The organism is Citrobacter sp. LST-B2 (assembly GCF_057983045.1).
The window spans coordinates 2,204,520-2,223,201 of sequence record NZ_CP192598.1 but is presented as its reverse complement, the minus strand read 5'-3'; the positions used below and the strand labels follow the sequence as shown (position 1 = coordinate 2,223,201).

Sequence of the window (18,682 nt, the reverse complement as noted above, 5' to 3'; positions counted from 1 at the left end):
GTTGCCACATGCCGGGTTAAACTTAGAATTTCAGTGCGTTAGCGATATCTTCTTCGCTCTCTTCTTTGTCGATTGCGTTTTGCGCTTTGTTCGCAACCACCACGAACGGCAGGTAAATCAGCGTCGCAATCCCTAAGTTGAACAAGGCGACCAGCAGAGCCGCAACGCTCCCGTTGGTGTTAAAGAACGCCCCCAGCCCGGTTGGCATGGTCCACGGTGCGATGTTCGTAATTGGTGGGATGATCCCCAGGTAATACGCTATCAGCGTGATCGCGGCCAGAATCGGCTGAACCAGAATGAACGGGATGAACATCACCGGGTTCATGATGATCGGCAGACCAAACAGAATCGGTTCGTTAATCTGGAAGATACCTGATGGCAGAGCCAGTTTCGCCACCTGACGGTAATCCGCGCGGCGAGAGGCGATAAAGATAGCCAGGATCAGACCCAGCGTTGCACCACTACCGCCGAGGAAGATAAAGGAGTCGAGCATCGGCTTCGCCCAGACGTGGAACGTCTTACCGGCAGCCAGCGCGGCATCCACTGAACCGTACTGCTGATAGATAGCGATGTTTTCCAGCGCCCATGGGGTCATGATACCGCTGTCGAGCGCCGTCAGCGCCAGGGAGCCGTGGATACCGAAGAACCACAGCAGCGGAACAAAGAGTACATACGCCCAGCCAACCACACTGCCCAGCGAAGCCAGCGGTGTCGAGATGGTGTCCATAATGATCTGGTGGAAGTTTGTTCCCCAGGTCGTCAGCGCCCAGGCGATGATCCCCATAATAGAGAGGATAATAAAGCCTGGAATCAATGCTGAGAATGAACGAGAAACAGATGCCGGTACGCTATCAGGTAATTTAATGACCCAGTTGCGATGGACAATAAAGGTAAACATTTCGGCGACCACCAGACCGATAATAATACCGGAAATGATATTCGCGCCGCCCAGCCAGTTCGCCCCAACCGCATAGGCTTCACCCACGCTATAAGGCGTGACGGTCATAAAGGCCGCGACCGATAACAGGCCGGCCGCCAGGGCGTCGACTTTGCGCTCTTCCGCCAGCGCCATACCGATAAAGAATGGCGCCATCAGTGACATAATACCCAACGTACCGTTATAGACGTTTCCGCCGATGCCCTTCAGACTATTGAGATTTTCAATGGTTGACGCATCCAGCCGAATACCGAGGGAATAAAAAAACGACCCCTCCCCAAAGCTCAGGAAAACGTTATTGATTAATACAAACATAGCCCCCGCGAGGGTTAATGGCATTAAACGAATAAAACCGTTTTTGATTGCATTAACGTGTGGCTGCTTTCCTATTTTGACAGCAAAAGGAAGGAGTACCTTTTCAAGTGAAGCAATGACGTTACTCATAGAAAAATACCCTTAAAAACCGCAATTAATTATTGCGGTATATGTAAATGAAATAACTCTTTGACGGGAAAATTTAAAATATTAATTTGCAGCGGCTTTTTTAATTGCTGCAACTGCAGCCTTAAGCACGCCTAAACCATCGACTTTGCCATACAGCAGCGAGTCAATCACTTCTACAGGTTTGTTCGGTAACAAACGCTGAATTTCGGGCAACATATAACCAATTTGTGGACCTAATAATACAACGTCAGCATTGGGTCCTTTTTCTCCGGCAAGGGTTTCCGGGAATGCTTCAATAATAACCGGGACTTCATACTTTTCCGCCTGCGCGCGCATCTTTGACACTAACAAAGAGGTAGACATACCCGCAGAGCAAAACAGATAAATGTGTTTCTTTTCCATTCAGACCTTCCTCATGTGCGATTATCTGTCAACCAGCCACGCCGCAAGTCTCTACCTGCTTCTATGCTCTGGATAACCTGCGTAACCGAAAACTTATTTCTGTGTCTGAAATGAGTATACGGCATCGCACCTGCTGATGGTATTTCCTTGACCAACTAAATTGTCTCTCATTGACCTGGCGTTATGACCCCCTTCACACTTCGGGTAAATAATTCGCATCAATAAATAAGATCATCTTCGTTACAAAAAAACCGGCCAGGGGCCGGTTCGTTGACTTGTACAGGCAGTAGACAGTTATTGTGACTTCGCTGCCTGCGGGTCGGTATCGTATTCAGCGCAGCTCTGGTAGCCTGAGTTGATCACATGACCGGTATCATCCAGCGCCACGAAATAGGTCTCTGCTTTACCATCACGTTGACCCAGGATGTAGGTCTGGCAGGTACCACGAGCATGGATCATGCTCACCTCAGACGACGGTTTTCCGGCAATCTGTGCAACCTGCGCGCGGCTCATGCCTTTTTTCACATCTTTGACCACAGGCTGGACAAATTGGTCTTTGGTACGGTCGTACGCCGTACACCCTGCCAGCATCGTTAATACAGCTGCTGCACTGAAAATTCCTGCAATAGTCCTGTTCATTTTCCGTCCTCTTGTTTATCAGCGTGTTATATAAGCCTGGAATACATTTTGACATTTTTCAAGCTAACGCTTAGCACGCGAATATTTTGCCAGATTCCGTTCAGACGGCAGGATGTCGTTTTAAGCGCCACTCAGCCTGCGTTCACTTGTCGTTTTCACAGCAAAGGGTTAGCTTTAACACAGTCTGATTTTATTCTTTATACATTGGGGAGGGGGTAAATGACTCTGCAACACGAGATCATCAAAGCGCTTGGTGCAAAACCGCACATTAATCCAGAAGAGGAAATTCGCCGCAGCGTGGATTTCCTGAAGGCATATCTGCAACGTTATCCCTTCCTGAAAAGTCTGGTGCTGGGTATCAGCGGAGGACAAGACTCGACGCTGGCAGGCAAACTTTGCCAGACCGCCATTAGCGAGTTGCGTGCTGAGACCGGTAACGACGCACTGCAGTTTATCGCCGTTCGCCTGCCTTATGGCGTTCAGGCTGATGAGCAGGATTGTCAGGACGCCATCGACTTTATCCAGCCGGACCGCGTGCTGACCGTCAATATCAAAGGTGCGGTACTGGCGAGCGAACAGGCTTTGCGTGAAGCCGGTATTGAACTGAGCGATTTCGTTCGTGGCAATGAAAAAGCTCGTGAGCGCATGAAAGCACAGTACAGTATCGCGGGTATGACCAGCGGCGTGGTGGTGGGTACCGATCATGCGGCGGAAGCCATTACCGGTTTCTTCACCAAATACGGAGACGGCGGTACGGATATTAACCCGCTGTTTCGCCTCAACAAGCGCCAGGGGAAACAACTACTGGCGGCATTAGGTTGCCCGGAGCACCTTTATAAGAAAGCGCCCACCGCCGATCTCGAAGACGATCGCCCTTCTCTGCCGGATGAAGCCGCGCTGGGCGTGACCTATGAGAATATTGATGACTATCTGGAAGGAAAAGCGGTGGATGCCGCTATCGCGAAAATCATTGAAGGCTGGTATCTGAAGACAGAGCATAAACGCCGTCCGCCGATTACCGTGTTTGATGACTTCTGGAAACAGTAAGCATGAACCGGCCGGATGGCAACGCCATCCGGCTTTCGCGCCGCAGTCGCCCACGCCCTCTCTTTTTTAATCGTAATACCACTGTTATACTGGATGCATAACCAGCATCCGGAGTTTACCGTGGCACGGCGTCAATCAGTTCCTCGTCTTGAGTTTGAAGCAGCAGCAGTTTACGAATATCCTGAACATCTGCGCCCTTTCCTGGAGTCGCTCCCGAGCGTGCCTGGTGTTTACCTGTTTCACAGTGAAAGCGACACCCTGCCACTTTACATTGGTAAAAGTGTCAATATCCGCAGTCGGGTACTGTCGCATTTACGCACACCGGAAGAAGCCGCCATGTTGCGCCAGTCCAGGCGTATCTCCTGGATCGGTACCGCCGGTGAAATCGGCGCGCTATTACTCGAGGCACGGCTGATTAAAGAGCAACAGCCGCTGTTTAATAAACGCCTGCGCCGCAACCGCCAACTCTGCGCATTAACGCTCCGGGATGGAAAAGTGGATGTCGTCTATTCGCGTGACGTTGATTTCTCCCACGCTCCGGATCTGTTCGGTCTTTTTGCCAACCGCCGCGCCGCGCTTGCCGCCTTACAGTCACTCGCTGACGAACAAAAATTGTGTTACGGGCGACTGGGTCTTGAACCCCTGAGCCGTGGCCGAGCCTGCTTTCGCGCCGCGCTAAAACGCTGCGCTGGCGTCTGCTGTAATAAAGAATCGCCACAGGAGCACGACGCCCGTTTACAGGCATCGCTGGAAAAACTGCGCGTTATCTGCTGGCCGTGGAAAAACGCCATTGCGCTCAAAGAGAGTCGTGCGCAAATGACGCAGTACCACGTCATTAACAACTGGCTGTGGCTGGGGGCGGTTGATACGCTGGAGGATGCGGCAACTCTGATACAAACGCCAGCCGGTTTTGATCATGACGGTTACAAAATTCTCTGTAAGCCGCTCGTTTCCGGAGCCTGTGAAATTATTGAACTGAATCCGGGGAATGTCCCTGCAGCCAGGTGATCTCGCTGAATAACAGTTTCCCCTCGGCTTTCAACAGCCGTAGCGTATGTTTGCCGTCGTGCCAGCAGGCGCCCTGATCGGCAGTCAGGAGTTTATCGCCCAGTTGCCAGGCTCCGCTAATAACAAACACCACGCCGCCGCGTGAGCCAAACGTGGTAAAAGTACGATCGGCCACCCGCACTTTCGCCTGGCAGGAGTCACGCCGGGTCATGATATTAAAATCCATCGACATCTGCCCTTCCGTCAGTCTGGCCTTCACCACACGCTCGCCGGCAAAGGTAAACGGCTGGTGCTGCTTAAGGGTATGGCTGAAGGCGCCATGACTTTCCAGCATCACTTCGCTGCCTTCCAGCAGGGTAATCACCCGCTCGATACCAGGAAAGAGCGAAAACTCGCCATTACCGGCGATAGAAGCAATGCTGGCACGCCAGTGAAAATCGCGGGTCGCCGGAGGAAAACAGCAAATTTCACGCGTTTCACCAGCACCGTTGCGCCAGAGACTGACCGGCATCTTGCGGATATCAAAGTATTCCATCATCGCTCCTGATAAACATCATGCGGAATAATAAAGCACAACGTCGTTATCGGCAGCCATGATGATTTTCCATAGGGTATGAAAAAGAAAAAACCGCCGATCCTGTCCATCGCCTCAGTGGAGAGGATGGACAAGACCGGCGGTCTTCGAATAAGTCTGCTCAGCGATTACTCAGCAGGTACAGGCATTTTACCGTCACGCGCCGGACGTTCTGTCAGACGCTTCTCAAAATTGGCATTAAACTGTTTTTTCTGTTCCGGGGTCAGAATGTTGTAGATCTTATTCTGCGTTTCCATGTGTGCCAGCATGTTCGCTTTGCGCTGTTCTTCCATCTTCGTAATCTGCGCTTCTGCTTTCGCTTTATCGAAGGTATCGCTGGCAATGATGTCGTGGATTGCGCGGCGTTCTTCAACCGGCGGACGCTTCATCTGGTCACGCTTATCCTTCATGATGTCGCGAATCTGTTGTTTCTGAGCATCGGTCAGATTCAGGTCTTTAAACATCATGTCATGATGTGGGCCGAATTTACCTTTATGCTGCATCATCGGTTTGGCGTCTGCCGGTGCCGCGGTGGTGGTATCCGCTGCGTGAGCCAGGTTCGCAGCGCCCAGTGCCAGAGTTGAAGCCACAAACAGTGCAGTTAATTTACGCATAATCTTTATCCTTCCTTTCAGTTATTTTACGGCTTTCTTGTCACTTATGAAGAAGTACAGTGCCGTGTTGACGAGATTAACTTTAACGGCTTAATCGTCAATTAGTCAGAGCATCAGTAAAACAATGAAAGTGTAAAAAACATTTTTTCGCCAATTGTGGAGAAAAAAAGAAATTATTGCGAAGAGTTGAAAGAAAAAATGACAACAGCATGATTTTGCAGGGAATATGAAGAACTATACCTGAGCGCTGATGATAAATAAAGCAGCTCTCCAGGAATAGTCCGGATTAATTTCCTGGCGCACGATAAATTAACACCCACAGGCCTTCGCCTGCGGGAAACAGGTTAGCGCAATTTCTCCAGCATCAGGCCCGCACGTAATCCCGGCGCCACGCCAGGGTTGGGAAAAAGAACGTATTCCACGTCATGAGTGACGACAAAACGCTCGTCGCCCTCTTCCGCCAGCAGCGTTCCGGCGGTAAAGGGAGTGAAGTTGAGCGTCTGGCTGTCCATGTGCAGTACAAATGCGTCGCTGCGTCGGGTGATCTGCGACGCCACCCGATAGCGGACTGGCGGAGTGCCGTCTGCCTGGTCAATTTGCCCCGACAGTAAACAGGTCAGCGCGGCAGACGTCGGCGCAAACTGGCGGAGATCGTTGTGACCGAATGGCAAGGCTTTGCCAAGCTCCAGGGTACAGGCGAGCGCACCGAAGTGTTGAGCACTAAAGTGGGTAAACGTGCCTCCCGGCGTTTGATGAAACACCAGCGCTTCCAGTCCTGCGGCACCCAGCCAGCCAAGAAACGTCTCATCCCAGGGGATGGGACGCTGTGGCAACACGCCGAAGCGCAAATGGTAAGAACCACGGATGGCGGTATGTAAATCGAGATGCCAGCGCACCGACTCCGTGCCCGTCGCATAAAAATTTTCCAGACACTGTTCCAGTTGACGTGCGCGCTGCGTCTCACCGCTTTCGGCACACTGTTGCCAGCGCCCGCCAAACATCCGGTTCATATCGCTGTGGCAGTAGCGCTTCCCGGCAGCCAGCGCCTGTGGGTTGCCGAGGATCACCAACAGCCGCCAGCGTAGCGTTATCTCCCCCTTAGACAACGCCAACAGCAACGTATTGAGCATCTCCACCGGCGCGGTTTCGTTGCCATGAATACCGGCGGAGATCACCAGCGCGCGGTCTGTCACCGTGACGGGGATGAGTTCGAGAATACCGGCGTCAACCCAATGCCAGCGAAATCCCGCGCCTTCGCCTTCCCGAACCTCCGGCATCGTTCCCGCCAGCGTGGCGGCGAGGAAATCATCCATGCCCGCCTCCCGATTGCTGGAACGGATAGACAGAACCAAGCTGCAACAGTTGAGTCAGTGAATCCAGCGCTTCGCGCCCTTCACGCAGCAGTTGCGGGTCGGCGAGATCCGCGGCGGTCAGGCGGTCGCGATAGTAGCGATCCACCCAGTCGTTGAGCGTCGTAAACAGAACGTCATTCATCATTACCGCCGGATTGACCGCCTGGTATTCTTCTGCGGTCAACACCACCCGCAGCCGCAGGCAGGCTGGCCCACCGCCGTTTGACATGCTCTCGCGCAGGTCAAACACCCGCATGTCGCGGATCGGGTTATCGGCTTCCAGCAGGTTCGTCAGATAGCGCCATACGCCCGCGTGTTCGCGGCACTCCTGTGGCAGGACCAGCATCATCGAACCGTCATCGCGGCTCAACAATTGACTGTTAAACAGATACGTCGCGACCGCATCCGGCACCGACACGTCAGCTGCTGGCACCACAACAGGGGTAAAGCCGGGCACCCGGGCGCGCAGTTGATTCATAACCTCATTTTGTCTCGCAAAGGACTGTTCATGACAGAACAGCACCTCCCGGTTCGCGACCGCAATTACATCGTTATGAAACACACCAAGGTCGATGACATCCGGATGCTGCTGAGCAAAAATACACTGCTGTGGATTCACCTGATTCAGGCGAGCTACCGCCTCGCTGGCTTCACGGGTTTGACGCGCCGGATAGCGTGAAGGTCGCGTATTGCTCCCCTCTTCACGCCCGTAGACAAACAGCTGCATCCCCGGCTCGCCATACTCCCCGCCGAGGCGATTATGGTTAGCCGCCCCTTCATCGCCGAGCATCGCCACCTGCGGCAGCGCGGAATGCACGGCGAAATAACGTTCATCGCGGAAGATCGCCCGCAGCAACGCCTCCGTGGTGGGCGCCTCGAGTGAACGGTGGAATTTATTATTGAGGTTCGCGACCGTCAGGTGCACTTTGCCATCCAGCGTATCCGCCGACGGCGCCACCGTCGCCGCGTTGGCTACCCACATCGGCGACGCGGAGCTGACGCTGGAGAGCCAGTGCGGCGCCTGACGCGCCACTTTCTCAATCACCTGCTCATCGCTACCGCTAAATCCCAACTGGCGTAATGCAGGAATAAACGGCCGTTCGTGCGGCGGGATCACCGCCTGCGGATATCCCGCATCCGCCAGCGCCTTCATTTTAAGCAGTCCCTGTTTCGCCGCCAGACGGGGATTTGAAACCTGATGACGATGCCGGGTGGACGCCTCGTTGCCGAACGACAGCCCGGCATAATGATGCGTCAGCCCTACCAGCCCATCGAAATTGACCTCACGTGCTTTCATACGGACTCCTCACGCGAAAAATCGAGGCCGGGGCTCAGCGTGGCTGGCAACGTCAGCGCCGGGGATTCCAGACTGGCCATCGGCCAGGCGCAATAATCGGCGGCATACCACGCGCTGGCGCGATGGTTTCCGGAAGCGCCTACGCCACCAAACGGCGCGGTGCTGGCAGCGCCGGTGAGCGGCTTGTTCCAGTTGACGATCCCCGCGCGCGCTTCCAACAGTAACTGGTCGAACTGCGCACGATCGGGCGAAACCAGTCCACATGACAAACCAAAGCGGGTGTTATTGGCCATCGCGATCGCCTCGTCGAAACGCTCATAGCGCCAGACGCCAAGCAGCGGACCGAAGACCTCTTCATCGGGCAGATTTGCCACGCCCGTCAGCTCAATAATGCCAGGTGACAGCAGTGAGGTACCGGCCTGTAACAAACGCGGCGCCAGCAGCGTCTGTCCGCCGAGAGATTCAAGCTGTTGCCAGGCATCAAACACATGACGCGCCGCCTGTTCGGTGATCAGACCGCCGATAAACGGCTGTGGCTCATCGTCCCAGCGACCTGGCTGGATACGCTGGCTGACGGCCACCAGCCGGGCGAGAAATGCGTCACCCTGCGCGCCTTTTTTTACCAGCAGGCGACGTGCGCAGGTACAGCGCTGTCCCGCCGTCACAAACGCGGACTGAATAGTCAGGTGCACCGCCGCATCGATATCCTCTGGATCCTCAATAATCAGCGGGTTGTTGCCGCCCATTTCGAGAGCAAGGATTTTTTCCGGTTGTCCGGCAAGCTGGCGATGCAGTTGATAGCCCGTATTCGCACTGCCGGTAAACAGCAGTCCGTCGAGAGCATCCAGCGCGCTCAGCGCCTGTCCTGTTTCCCGACCGCCCTGCAACAGATTCAGCACGCCATTCGGTAGACCGGCCTGTTCCCAGAGCCGCATCACCGCTTCTCCGGTCCACGGCGTCAGTTCGCTGGGCTTAAAGAGGATGGTGTTACCCGCCAGCAGTGCCGGCACAATGTGTCCGTTCGGCAGATGTCCCGGAAAGTTATAAGGGCCAAATACCGCCAGCACGCCATGCGGGCGGTGACGAAGCGTCGCCGCGCCGTCGGGCAACTCACTCTGATGCTCGCCGGTGCGGGCGTGATAGGCCTTGATGGAAATCGCGATTTTGTTGATCATCGCCGTCACTTCCGTCGCCGCTTCCCAGCGTGGCTTGCCGGTTTCACGGGCGATAATGGCGGTCAGATCCGCTTTATTGCTCTCCAGCAGCCCGGCGAATTTTTCCGCAATCGCCTGCCGCTCGCTGAAGGGGCGTCTGGCCCAGGCCGGAAACGCGGTGCGGGCAGCACGAGCCGCCTGCATCACCTGCGCGGCATCGGCATCGTGACCTTCCCAGAGCACGTTGCCCTGCACAGGATCCTTCTTCACCCGACGTTCACCCTGACCGGTCACCCAGTCACCGTTAATCCATAAAGTCATACCGTTTTCTCCTCTGCGCAGAGACGGACAAAACGAACCCGATCGCCTGCGTGACATTTCAGGGCATCCAGCTGCGCGGCGGTCAGTACCAGCCTCTCTGTATGAGGATCGGCGCGCACCAACATGACGCGGAAGTGATGGTAGTTTTCATTCGCCACCAGGCAGGCCGGGAAATCACCGGTTGCGGGTTGCCCTTCGACGACTTCTATCAGACGACTTTTGCGGATCGCCCGCACCCGGTCGATATCACACTCCAGCGTCGGGCCACCGTCGAAAATGTCGATGTAGTTACGATAGCGAAACCCTTCTTTCTCCAGCACCGCGCGCGCCGGAGCGGTTTGCGGGTGCACTTCGCCAATGACTGCCTGCGCCTCGTCAGAGAGGAAGTGGGTATAAATCGGATGCTTGGGCATCAGTTCGGCGATAAACGCTTTCTGCCCGGTACCGCAGAGAAAATCAGCTCGCGTAAACTCCATCGAGAAAAAGCGTTTCCCCAGGCTTTGCCAGAACGGGGAATAGCCGTGCTCGTCGATCACGCCGCGCATTTCCGCGACCACTTTTTCATTAAAACGGTCGCGAAACGCGGCCATAAACATGAAGCGCGATTTCGACAGCAAATAGCCGTTGCCCTCTTTGCGCCAGTCGGGATCGAGGAACAGCGTGCACAGCTCACTGCTGCCGGTGTGATCGTTACTGAGAAACAGCGTCGGCAGCGCGTTATAAACGTTCAGCTCTTTTGAAGCATGCACCAGCGTCCCTACGCGATAGTTATACCAGGGGTCGTTAAGCCCCACGGCGACTTCAATCGCGCAAATCCCCGCCACAGTGCCGGTTTCCAGATCCTCCAGCACAAAGACATAGCCTTGTTCACTTTTCGGCAATTCGCCCCGCCAGGTTTTCAGGGAACGATCAATACGCGCCGCCAACGTGGCTTCATTCGCGGGTAATGAGGTCAGCCCACCGCCGGTTTTACTGGCCAGTTGCATCAGCGCGCTAATATCAGCATGCTCAATGGGACGGATCACCATCATGATGAACCTCCGGCTTTAATCTGTTCGCAGGCCAGCGCAAAACGGTCGAGCCCGCTGGCGACCTCTTCCTGCGTGACGTTCAACGCCGGTGCAAAACGCACCACGTTGCCCCCGGCAATCAGCACCATTACGCCCGCGTTCGCCGCTTCCTGGGAAATCTGTTTGGCTTTTCCGGCGAACGTATCATTCAGCACGCAGCCAATCAGCAGTCCCAAACCGCGGATTTCACTGAACAGTCCGGTGTGCAGGTTAATGGCGTTCAGACGCTCCACAAACCAGTCATGGCGCTGTTTCACCCCGTTCAGCATCGCAGGCGTATTAACGATATCGAGGACTTTTCCGGCGACAGCGGTTGCCAGAGGGTTTCCGCCATAGGTGGTGCCGTGTGTCCCGACGGTCATCACGCTGGCACATTTTTCACTGGCCAACAGCGCGCCAATCGGGAACCCGCCGCCCAGCGCTTTGGCGGTAGTCAACAGATCCGGCGTCACGCCATAGTGCATGTAAGCGTACAGTTCGCCGGTGCGCCCCACGCCAGTCTGTACTTCATCAAAAATCAGCAACGCATTATGTCGATCGCACAGCTCGCGAAGCCCTTGCAGGAAGGCCTGGGTTGCAGGTACAACGCCCCCTTCCCCCTGCACCGGTTCGACGATGACCGCACAGGTGGTATCGTCAATCAGCGTGCTGGCAGAGTTAATGTCGTTGTAGACGGCGTGGCGGATATCCGGCGGCAGCGGCGCGAAATCCTGCGAATAGGCCGGTTGTCCTCCGGCGCTGACCGTGAACAGCGTACGACCGTGGAAGGCGTTCTTGAACGCGACAATGCCGCTCTTATTGCTGCCGTAGTGGTCGTGCGCATATTTGCGCGCCAGTTTCAGCGCCGCCTCGTTGGCCTCAGCCCCGGAGTTGCAAAAGAAGATGCGATCGGCAAAGGTGGCGTCGATTAGCTTTTTCGCCAGTCGTAACGCTGGCTCGTTGGTGTAGCCGTTGCCGGTGTGCCAGAATTTGCTCGCCTGCACATTCAGCGCTTCACGCAGTTCCGGATGCGCGTGTCCCAGGGCATTGACCGCAATGCCTCCCGCGAAGTCGATATACTCTTTACCCTGCTGATCCCACAAGCGTGAACCTTCGCCACGGACCGGAATAAAAGGCGCCGGTGCATAAACGGGCATCATCCATTCATCAAAATTTTCACGCGTAATTGACTGAGACATAGCGACCTCATCGGTAAATAAATAGTTATTTATATGTTAATAAAAAGTAGTGTTTGCGCTGTAAATGTAGATTGCAGTCTTCGTGCCAGCCAGTGGAAAAAATGCATAAACGGGTGTGTGGAACGGAAAATCAACGAGTTATAGCCCAGCGATATTCACTATATGTGCATAGAAAGTGAATATGTTTGCGTGAAAGAGGAATAAATAGAGGAAAAACCGCAATATTATGCACAGTCCAGATATAATTCTGGAAATGTGATCATCTACGAAATTTACAGGAAATTACTGCGCCATTTTGACGCAATCCGCCCTAAAACAGGGCAAGCATTGCCCCATTGTTAACACCATTCACACCCATTGCCGGAATCTCACCATTATGGGCAGTCAGTTTGCGGAAATTCTGCTACCATCCATGCACTATTCATCCTGTAAAATGGCAGCGACTATGAAATTTGTCTCTTTTAATATCAACGGCCTGCGCGCCAGACCACATCAACTGACAGCCATTGTCGAAAAACACCAACCCGATGTCATTGGCCTGCAGGAGACAAAAGTTCACGACGACATGTTCCCGCTCGAAGATGTCGCAAAACTCGGCTACAACGTTTTCTACCACGGGCAAAAAGGTCACTATGGCGTGGCGCTGCTGACCAAAGAGACCCCCATCGCCGTGCGCCGGGGTTTTCCCGATGATGGCGAAGAGGCGCAGCGCCGCATCATCATGGCGGAAATCCCCTCTCCGCTGGGCAACCTGACGGTAATCAACGGCTACTTCCCGCAGGGTGAAAGCCGCGACCATCCGATTAAATTCCCGGCCAAAGCGCAGTTTTATCAGAACTTACAAAACTATCTCGACAACCAACTGAAGCGCGACAATCCGGTGCTGATCATGGGGGATATGAATATCAGTCCGTCCGATCGGGATATCGGCATTGGCGAAGAGAACCGCAAGCGCTGGCTACGCACCGGCAAATGTTCGTTCCTGCCGGAAGAGCGTGAATGGATGGACCGCCTGCTGAACTGGGGCCTGGTTGACACCTTCCGCCACGCGCACCCGGAAACCACCGACAAATTCTCGTGGTTTGATTACCGTTCGAAAGGGTTTGATGATAACCGCGGTCTGCGTATCGATTTGCTGCTGGCAAGCCAGCCGCTGGCGGACCGTTGTCTGGAAACCGGTATCGACTATGAAATTCGCAGCATGGAAAAACCGTCTGATCATGCGCCGGTATGGGCGAAATTTAAGGTCTGATGCTCAACCGTGAACGCCAGAAAAATAGGGCTTGCGGGCGCACTGATCCTCTGTCTTGCCGGGGTGCTCTGGGTGTTGCCCCCCGGCCTGCTCACGCTGGAGACGCTTAAGCGCGAACATTCACTGTTGGCGGACTGGCAACGCCTGTCCCCTTTTCTCAGTGCAAGCCTCTATTTTCTGCTCTATACCGTCGTCGCGGCGCTGTCGATTCCTGGCGCGGCGCTGCTGACGCTGCTTGGCGGCGCGCTGTTTGGCCTCTGGCAAGGCACGTTGCTGGTCTCTTTTGCCTCAACGCTGGGCGCCACGCTCGCCATGCTCACCAGTCGTTACCTGCTGCGTGACTGGGTAGCGCGGCGGTTTTCCCGGCATATGGCCACGGTGAATCACGGGATGGCGCGGGACGGCGTCTTTTATCTTTTTGCGCTACGCCTGATACCCTTGTTTCCATTTGTTGTCGTCAACCTGCTTGCAGGTCTCACCACCGTTGGCGTGCGCCGCTACTGGTGGGTCAGCCAGTTGGGGATGCTGCCTGCCACCGTGGTTTATCTGAATGCCGGACGCCAGTTAAGCCAGTTAACATCAATACGTGACATTATTTCTCCCGCTATGCTGACCGCTTTTGCTCTGTTAGGGCTATTACCACTGGCCTCCCGTTGGCTGGTCACACATTTTTTTCAGGAGTAATTATGCGCTGGGGATTACTACTCGCGAGTCTGTTGCTGGCCGCTCCGGGACACGCCGAACAACGCTGGCAGCAGATCCAGAATGAGGCCAGAGGCCAGACTGTCTGGTTCAACGCCTGGGGCGGTGACAGCGCCGTTAACCAGTATCTTGACTGGGTCAGTGGCGAGATGAAAACCCACTATGCGGTCAATCTTAAAATCGTGCGTCTCGCCGATGCCGCTGATGCCGTGAAGCGCATCCAGACGGAAGCCGCCGCCGGGCGAAAGACCGGTGGTTCTGTCGACCTGTTGTGGGTTAACGGCGAAAATTTTCGCACATTGAAAGAGGCTGGATTGCTGCAAACCCAGTGGGCGGAAACGCTGCCCAACTGGCGCTATGTTGATACGCAAAAACCGGTACGTGAAGATTTTTCAATTCCCACTGACGGGGCTGAGTCTCCGTGGGGGGGCGCGCAGTTGACGTTTATTGCAGATCGCGACGTGACGCCGCAGCCGCCTCAAAGTCCGCAGGCGCTGTTGGCATTTGCCCGGGCACATCCAGGCACCGTCAGTTACCCGCGACCGCCGGACTTTACCGGCACGGCGTTTCTGGAACAGTTATTAATCTCGCTGACTGACAATCCGCACGCGCTCACCGTCGCGCCAGACGCCGCCACCTTTGCCGATGTAACCGCGCCGCTGTGGCGCTATCTCGACGCGCTGCATCCGAGTCTGTGGCGAGAAGGGAAAGATTTCCCGCCATCTCCGGCGCGGATGGACGCGCTACTTAAGAGCGGGACATTGCGCCTGTCGTTGACCTTTAACCCGGCGCACGCTCAGCAAAAGATCACCCGCGGTGAATTGCCAAAACACAGCTACAGCTTTGGTTTTACCGCGGGGATGATTGGCAACGTGCACTTTGTCGCCATTCCGGTTAACGCCCGCGCCAGCGCCGGAGCGAAACTGGTCGCCAACTTCCTGCTCTCTCCTGACGCACAGCTGCGTAAGGCCGATCCAACAGTCTGGGGCGATCCGTCGGTCCTGGATGCGAAAAAACTGCCCGCCGCACAACAGGCCGCGCTGGAAGCGCGCATTCCGGACGGGCTGCCCGCCGTGCTGCCTGAACCTCATGCGGCCTGGGTTAACGCACTGGAGCAAGAATGGCTGCGCCGCTACGGATCGCGCTAATGTTTCTCGCCTGGCTGGGCATGGCGGCGATTTATGCGCCAATACTGCCTGCCGGTATGTTGCTGATCGCGCCCGCGCTGTCACTGGCAAACTGGCAGGCTCTTTTTACCGATCCGCAGTTACCGCAGGCGTTGCTGGCGACCGTGGTGTCGGTATTCATCGCCGCCGCTGGCGCGCTGTTTATTGCGTTAACAATCGTGGTGGCGCTCTGGCCCGGCTTACGCTGGCGACGGTTGAGTACCCGCCTGCCGTGGTTGCTGGCGATTCCCCATGTCGCGTTTGCCAGCGCCGCGCTACTGCTTTTCGCTGAAGGCGGACTGCTCTGGCACGCCCTGCCGTTTCTCTCGCCTGCGATTGATCGCTACGGCATCGGGCTGGGCGTGACGCTGGCCGTGAAAGAGAGCGCTTTCGTGCTGTGGATTTTATCCATTTTACTGAGTGAGAAACGCCTCGCTCAGCAGATCATCGTCCTGGATTCGCTGGGCTACAACCGCCGACAGACGCTCTGCTGGTTGATCTTACCCACTATCGCCCCCGCACTAGGAGCCGTAATGCTGGCCGTGGTGGCGTGGACGATTTCGGCGGTGGATGTTGCCATTATCCTCGGCCCCGGCAATCCGCCGACGCTGGCGGTCCTCTCCTGGCAATGGCTTAGTCAGGGAGACAGCGAACAGCAGATCAAAGGCGCACTGGCAAGCCTGCTCTTGCTGGCGCTGCTCGCCCTTTTTGCCCTCGCGGGTTATCAGCTCTGGCGTAGCTGGCGACGCACGCTTCCTGACGTCAGTGGCGTACGTCAACACCGCGTTTCGCCCCTAACGGGGAAAACGCTGTCATTGTCGCTGCCCGCGACGGGAGTGCTCTGCACGGTATTACTGGCCTTTCTGGCGCAGCAATCTACGCTCAATCTCGATGCGTTAACCCACAGCGTAACAATCGGAGTGGCCGCCAGCGCGCTGGGACTGGTCATTTTGCTGCTATGGCTGGAATGGGGACCGCAACGCGGACATCGTTGGGTCTGGCTGCCAATCCTTCTTCCGGCGCTGCCGCTGGTGATGGGCCAATACGCGCTGGCGTTGCATCTTGAACTGGACGGTCAGTTTGCCTCGCTCATCTGGGGACATCTGCTGTGGGTGGTGCCGTGGATGTTGTTTGTCCTGAAACCGGCCTGGCAACGCATCGACCCTCGTCTGCTGCTGATTGCCCAGACGCTGGGCTGGTCACCGATGAAAATCTTTTGCTGCGTAAAATGTCCGCAGATTTTGCGTCCTGTACTGGTGACGCTGGCCGTCGGTTTCTCCGTCAGCATCGCGCAGTATATGCCGACCCTGTGGCTGGGCGCAGGCCGTTTCCCGACGCTGACGACGGAAGCGGTGGCCCTCAGCAGCGGCGGCAGTACCGGTATTCTGGCCGCGCAGGCGCTCTGGCAATTGCTGTTACCGCTGGTCGCGTTTACGCTAATGGCCGGACTCTCGTTATGGGTCGGCCACCGCCGACAAGGATTGCGCTAATGCTCACCGTTCGCCATCTTTCCCTGTTTCTCCACCAGACCCCGCTGTTTGGCCCGTTAACCTTCGAAGTGGCAAAAGGTGACATTGTCACATTAATGGGTCCCTCCGGCTGCGGCAAGTCTTCGCTGCTGGCCTGGATGGTGGGTGCGCTGACGCCACCGCTGCATGTCCGCGGTGAACTGTGGCTGGGTGAGCAGCGTCTGGATACGCTCCCCACCGCCCGTCGGCAGATCGGTATTTTATTTCAGGATGCCCTGCTGTTTGATCACTTTACGGTGGGACAAAACCTGCTATTAGCGCTTCCTGCCAGTCTGAAAGGCACAGCGCGGCAGGATGCGGTTCAGCACGCGCTTGACCGTGCGGGCATGGCGGGATTGTCTTCTCGCGATCCCGCCACGCTATCCGGTGGTCAGCGCGCACGGGTTGCGCTGCTTCGCGCCCTGCTGGCGCAGCCTAAAGCGTTGCTGCTGGATGAGCCGTTCAGCCGTCTTGATGCTGATCGTCGGGCAGACTTTCGTCAGTGGGTCTTTGATGAAGTGCGTCGGCTGGACATTCCCGTTGTTCAGGTCACCCATGACGCGCAGGATATTCCGCCGGGCGGTCACGTTTTGCCGTTATCTTCCGCCTTGTGAAACTGCTTACATACTGCGTTAACGCAAAGTTTTTCCGCTACCGCGAGCACAGAATGGCACTTTCTTATCTCAACGTCGGGCAATTCGATGAAACGTGTTTCTCAAATGACCGCGCTGGCTCTGGCTTTAGGGCTCGCTTGCGCTTCCACCTGGGCTGCTGATATGGCGCAGGTACTTAACTTCCAACAACTGGCGCAAAAACAGGGTACGGCTATCGATACCCGTCCCTCCGCGTTTTATAATGGCTGGCCACAGTCACTAAACGGTCCGTCCGGACACGAACCTTCCGCCCTCAACCTCTCTGCCCGCTGGCTTGATACCATGAGCGACGAACAGCTCGCGACCTGGATCCAACAGCATCAACTGAAGGCCGACGCCCCTGTCGCGCTGTACGGCAACGACAGCGACGTGCAGGCGGTGAAAAACCGGCTGAAAAAGGCTGGACTGCAACAGGTTGCCACGCTGAGCGACGCGTTGCAGGATCCGGCGCGTCTGCAACGACTGCCGCATTTCGAGCAACTGGTTTATCCGCAGTGGCTGCATGACCTGCAACAGGGTAAAGCGGTCACCGCGAAACCGGCCGGCGACTGGAAAGTGATAGAAGCCGCCTGGGGTGCGCCGAAGTTTTATCTGCTCAGCCATATTCCAGGCACGGATTACATCGACACCAACGAGGTGGAAAGTGAACCGCTGTGGAACAAAGTGCCTGATGACAGTCTGAAAGCGATGCTGGCGAAACACGGTATCCGTCATGACACGACGGTGATCCTGTACGGACGCGATGTTTACGCGGCCGCGCGGGTGGCGCAGATCATGCTGTATGCCGGAGTGAAAGACGTGCGTCTGCTCGATGGCGGCTGGCAGACCTGGTCCGACGCCGGGCTGCCGGTCGAGCGCGGCACGCCTGCGAAAGTTAAACCGGAGCCCGATTTTGGCGTGACCATTCCGGCGCAACCCCAGCTGATGCTTAATATGGAACAGGCGCGCGGACTGTTGCACCGTCAGGATGCGTCGCTGGTCAGTATTCGCTCCTGGCCAGAATTTATCGGCACCACCAGCGGCTACAGCTATATCAAGCCAAAAGGTGAAATTGCCGGGGCGCGCTGGGGACATGCCGGTAGCGACTCGACGCATATGGAAGATTTCCATAACCCGGACGGCACCATGCGCAGCGCAGATGACATCGCCAGCATGTGGAAGCAGTGGCACATTCTGCCGGATCAGCAGGTCGCCTTTTACTGTGGCACCGGCTGGCGCGCGTCAGAGACGTTTATGTACGCCCGGGCGATGGGCTGGAAAAACGTCTCGGTTTATGACGGCGGATGGTACGAATGGAGCAAAGACCCGAAAAACCCGGTCTCCGCAGGTGAGCGCGGCCCGGACAGCAGTCTGTAATGGATTGC

At 56.0% G+C, this 18,682-nt stretch carries 18 protein-coding genes; 8 read left to right on the top strand and 10 right to left on the bottom strand.

The window, feature by feature from the left end:
* Nucleotides 1-22 precede the first annotated feature (22 nt).
* From chbC to osmE, 3 genes are all read right to left on the bottom strand, one after another.
* The gene (gene chbC, locus ACQ0PY_RS10640; RefSeq protein WP_044265468.1) at nt 23-1,381 is read right to left on the bottom strand and encodes a PTS N,N'-diacetylchitobiose transporter subunit IIC; all 1,359 of its coding nucleotides are present in this window, start codon (nt 1,379-1,381) and stop codon (nt 23-25) included.
* A gap of 81 nt (nt 1,382-1,462) precedes the next feature.
* Nucleotides 1,463-1,783 carry a PTS N,N'-diacetylchitobiose transporter subunit IIB gene (gene chbB / locus ACQ0PY_RS10635; protein ID WP_042319411.1) on the bottom strand — a complete coding sequence of 107 codons (321 nt, stop codon included), beginning with the start codon at nt 1,781-1,783 and terminating at the stop codon, nt 1,463-1,465.
* A 294-nt stretch (nt 1,784-2,077) separates the two neighbouring features.
* Complete coding sequence (gene osmE, locus ACQ0PY_RS10630) at nt 2,078-2,422, bottom strand: osmotically-inducible lipoprotein OsmE (protein ID WP_043000893.1); 345 nt, start codon at nt 2,420-2,422, stop codon at nt 2,078-2,080.
* Nucleotides 2,423-2,641: 219 nt separating this feature from the next.
* On the opposite strand from osmE, the gene nadE reads away from it, so the two are divergent.
* Complete coding sequence (gene nadE / locus ACQ0PY_RS10625; protein WP_043000894.1) at nt 2,642-3,469, top strand: NAD(+) synthase; 828 nt, start codon at nt 2,642-2,644, stop codon at nt 3,467-3,469.
* Nucleotides 3,470-3,562: 93 nt separating this feature from the next.
* Complete coding sequence (gene cho, locus ACQ0PY_RS10620; RefSeq protein ID WP_109740624.1) at nt 3,563-4,477, top strand: excinuclease Cho; 915 nt, start codon at nt 3,563-3,565, stop codon at nt 4,475-4,477.
* On the opposite strand, the gene ves is transcribed toward cho, so the two are convergent.
* From ves to astC, 7 genes are all read right to left on the bottom strand, one after another.
* Entirely contained in the window at nt 4,437-5,012 is a 576-nt protein-coding gene (gene ves, locus ACQ0PY_RS10615) for an environmental stress-induced protein Ves (protein WP_109740191.1), read from the bottom strand. The two genes, cho and ves, sit on opposite strands and share 41 nt — an antisense overlap.
* A gap of 167 nt (nt 5,013-5,179) precedes the next feature.
* Nucleotides 5,180-5,665 carry an ATP-independent periplasmic protein-refolding chaperone Spy gene (spy, locus tag ACQ0PY_RS10610; protein ID WP_044254826.1) on the bottom strand — a complete coding sequence of 162 codons (486 nt, stop codon included), beginning with the start codon at nt 5,663-5,665 and terminating at the stop codon, nt 5,180-5,182.
* A gap of 344 nt (nt 5,666-6,009) precedes the next feature.
* Complete coding sequence (gene astE / locus ACQ0PY_RS10605) at nt 6,010-6,978, bottom strand: succinylglutamate desuccinylase (RefSeq protein ID WP_109740190.1); 969 nt, start codon at nt 6,976-6,978, stop codon at nt 6,010-6,012.
* Complete coding sequence (gene astB / locus ACQ0PY_RS10600) at nt 6,971-8,314, bottom strand: N-succinylarginine dihydrolase (RefSeq protein ID WP_109740189.1); 1,344 nt, start codon at nt 8,312-8,314, stop codon at nt 6,971-6,973. The genes astE and astB overlap by 8 nt, the downstream gene beginning before the upstream one ends.
* Nucleotides 8,311-9,789, bottom strand: coding sequence for a succinylglutamate-semialdehyde dehydrogenase (gene astD, locus ACQ0PY_RS10595; protein WP_043000899.1), 1,479 nt, complete (start codon nt 9,787-9,789; stop codon nt 8,311-8,313). The genes astB and astD overlap by 4 nt, the downstream gene beginning before the upstream one ends.
* Nucleotides 9,786-10,820, bottom strand: a complete 1,035-nt coding sequence (gene astA / locus ACQ0PY_RS10590; protein WP_043000900.1) for an arginine N-succinyltransferase — start codon at nt 10,818-10,820, stop codon at nt 9,786-9,788. The genes astD and astA overlap by 4 nt, the downstream gene beginning before the upstream one ends.
* Nucleotides 10,817-12,037: a succinylornithine/acetylornithine transaminase gene (gene astC, locus ACQ0PY_RS10585; RefSeq protein ID WP_109740188.1), complete on the bottom strand. Its 1,221-nt coding sequence runs from the start codon at nt 12,035-12,037 to the stop codon at nt 10,817-10,819. Before astC ends, astA begins: the two co-directional genes overlap by 4 nt.
* 445 nt (nt 12,038-12,482) lie before the next feature.
* On the opposite strand from astC, the gene xthA reads away from it, so the two are divergent.
* The 6 genes from xthA to ACQ0PY_RS10555 all read left to right on the top strand — a co-directional run bounded on the left by xthA (nt 12,483) and on the right by ACQ0PY_RS10555 (nt 18,674).
* A complete protein-coding gene (gene xthA, locus ACQ0PY_RS10580; RefSeq protein WP_043001945.1) occupies nt 12,483-13,289 on the top strand; it encodes an exodeoxyribonuclease III in 807 nt (268 codons plus the stop codon).
* A gap of 9 nt (nt 13,290-13,298) precedes the next feature.
* Nucleotides 13,299-13,973 carry a TVP38/TMEM64 family protein gene (locus ACQ0PY_RS10575; RefSeq protein WP_044254837.1) on the top strand — a complete coding sequence of 225 codons (675 nt, stop codon included), beginning with the start codon at nt 13,299-13,301 and terminating at the stop codon, nt 13,971-13,973.
* 2 nt (nt 13,974-13,975) lie between these two features.
* The gene (locus ACQ0PY_RS10570) at nt 13,976-15,139 is read left to right on the top strand and encodes an ABC transporter substrate-binding protein (protein ID WP_044254841.1); all 1,164 of its coding nucleotides are present in this window, start codon (nt 13,976-13,978) and stop codon (nt 15,137-15,139) included.
* Nucleotides 15,112-16,647 (top strand): ABC transporter permease family protein, encoded by a 1,536-nt coding sequence (locus ACQ0PY_RS10565; protein WP_061070201.1) that lies wholly within the window; start codon nt 15,112-15,114, stop codon nt 16,645-16,647. Before ACQ0PY_RS10570 ends, ACQ0PY_RS10565 begins: the two co-directional genes overlap by 28 nt.
* Nucleotides 16,647-17,279 (top strand): ATP-binding cassette domain-containing protein, encoded by a 633-nt coding sequence (locus ACQ0PY_RS10560; protein WP_061070202.1) that lies wholly within the window; start codon nt 16,647-16,649, stop codon nt 17,277-17,279. Before ACQ0PY_RS10565 ends, ACQ0PY_RS10560 begins: the two co-directional genes overlap by 1 nt.
* A gap of 87 nt (nt 17,280-17,366) precedes the next feature.
* Nucleotides 17,367-18,674 (top strand): rhodanese-like domain-containing protein, encoded by a 1,308-nt coding sequence (locus ACQ0PY_RS10555; protein ID WP_109740187.1) that lies wholly within the window; start codon nt 17,367-17,369, stop codon nt 18,672-18,674.
* The last annotated feature ends 8 nt before the right edge of the window (nt 18,675-18,682 follow it).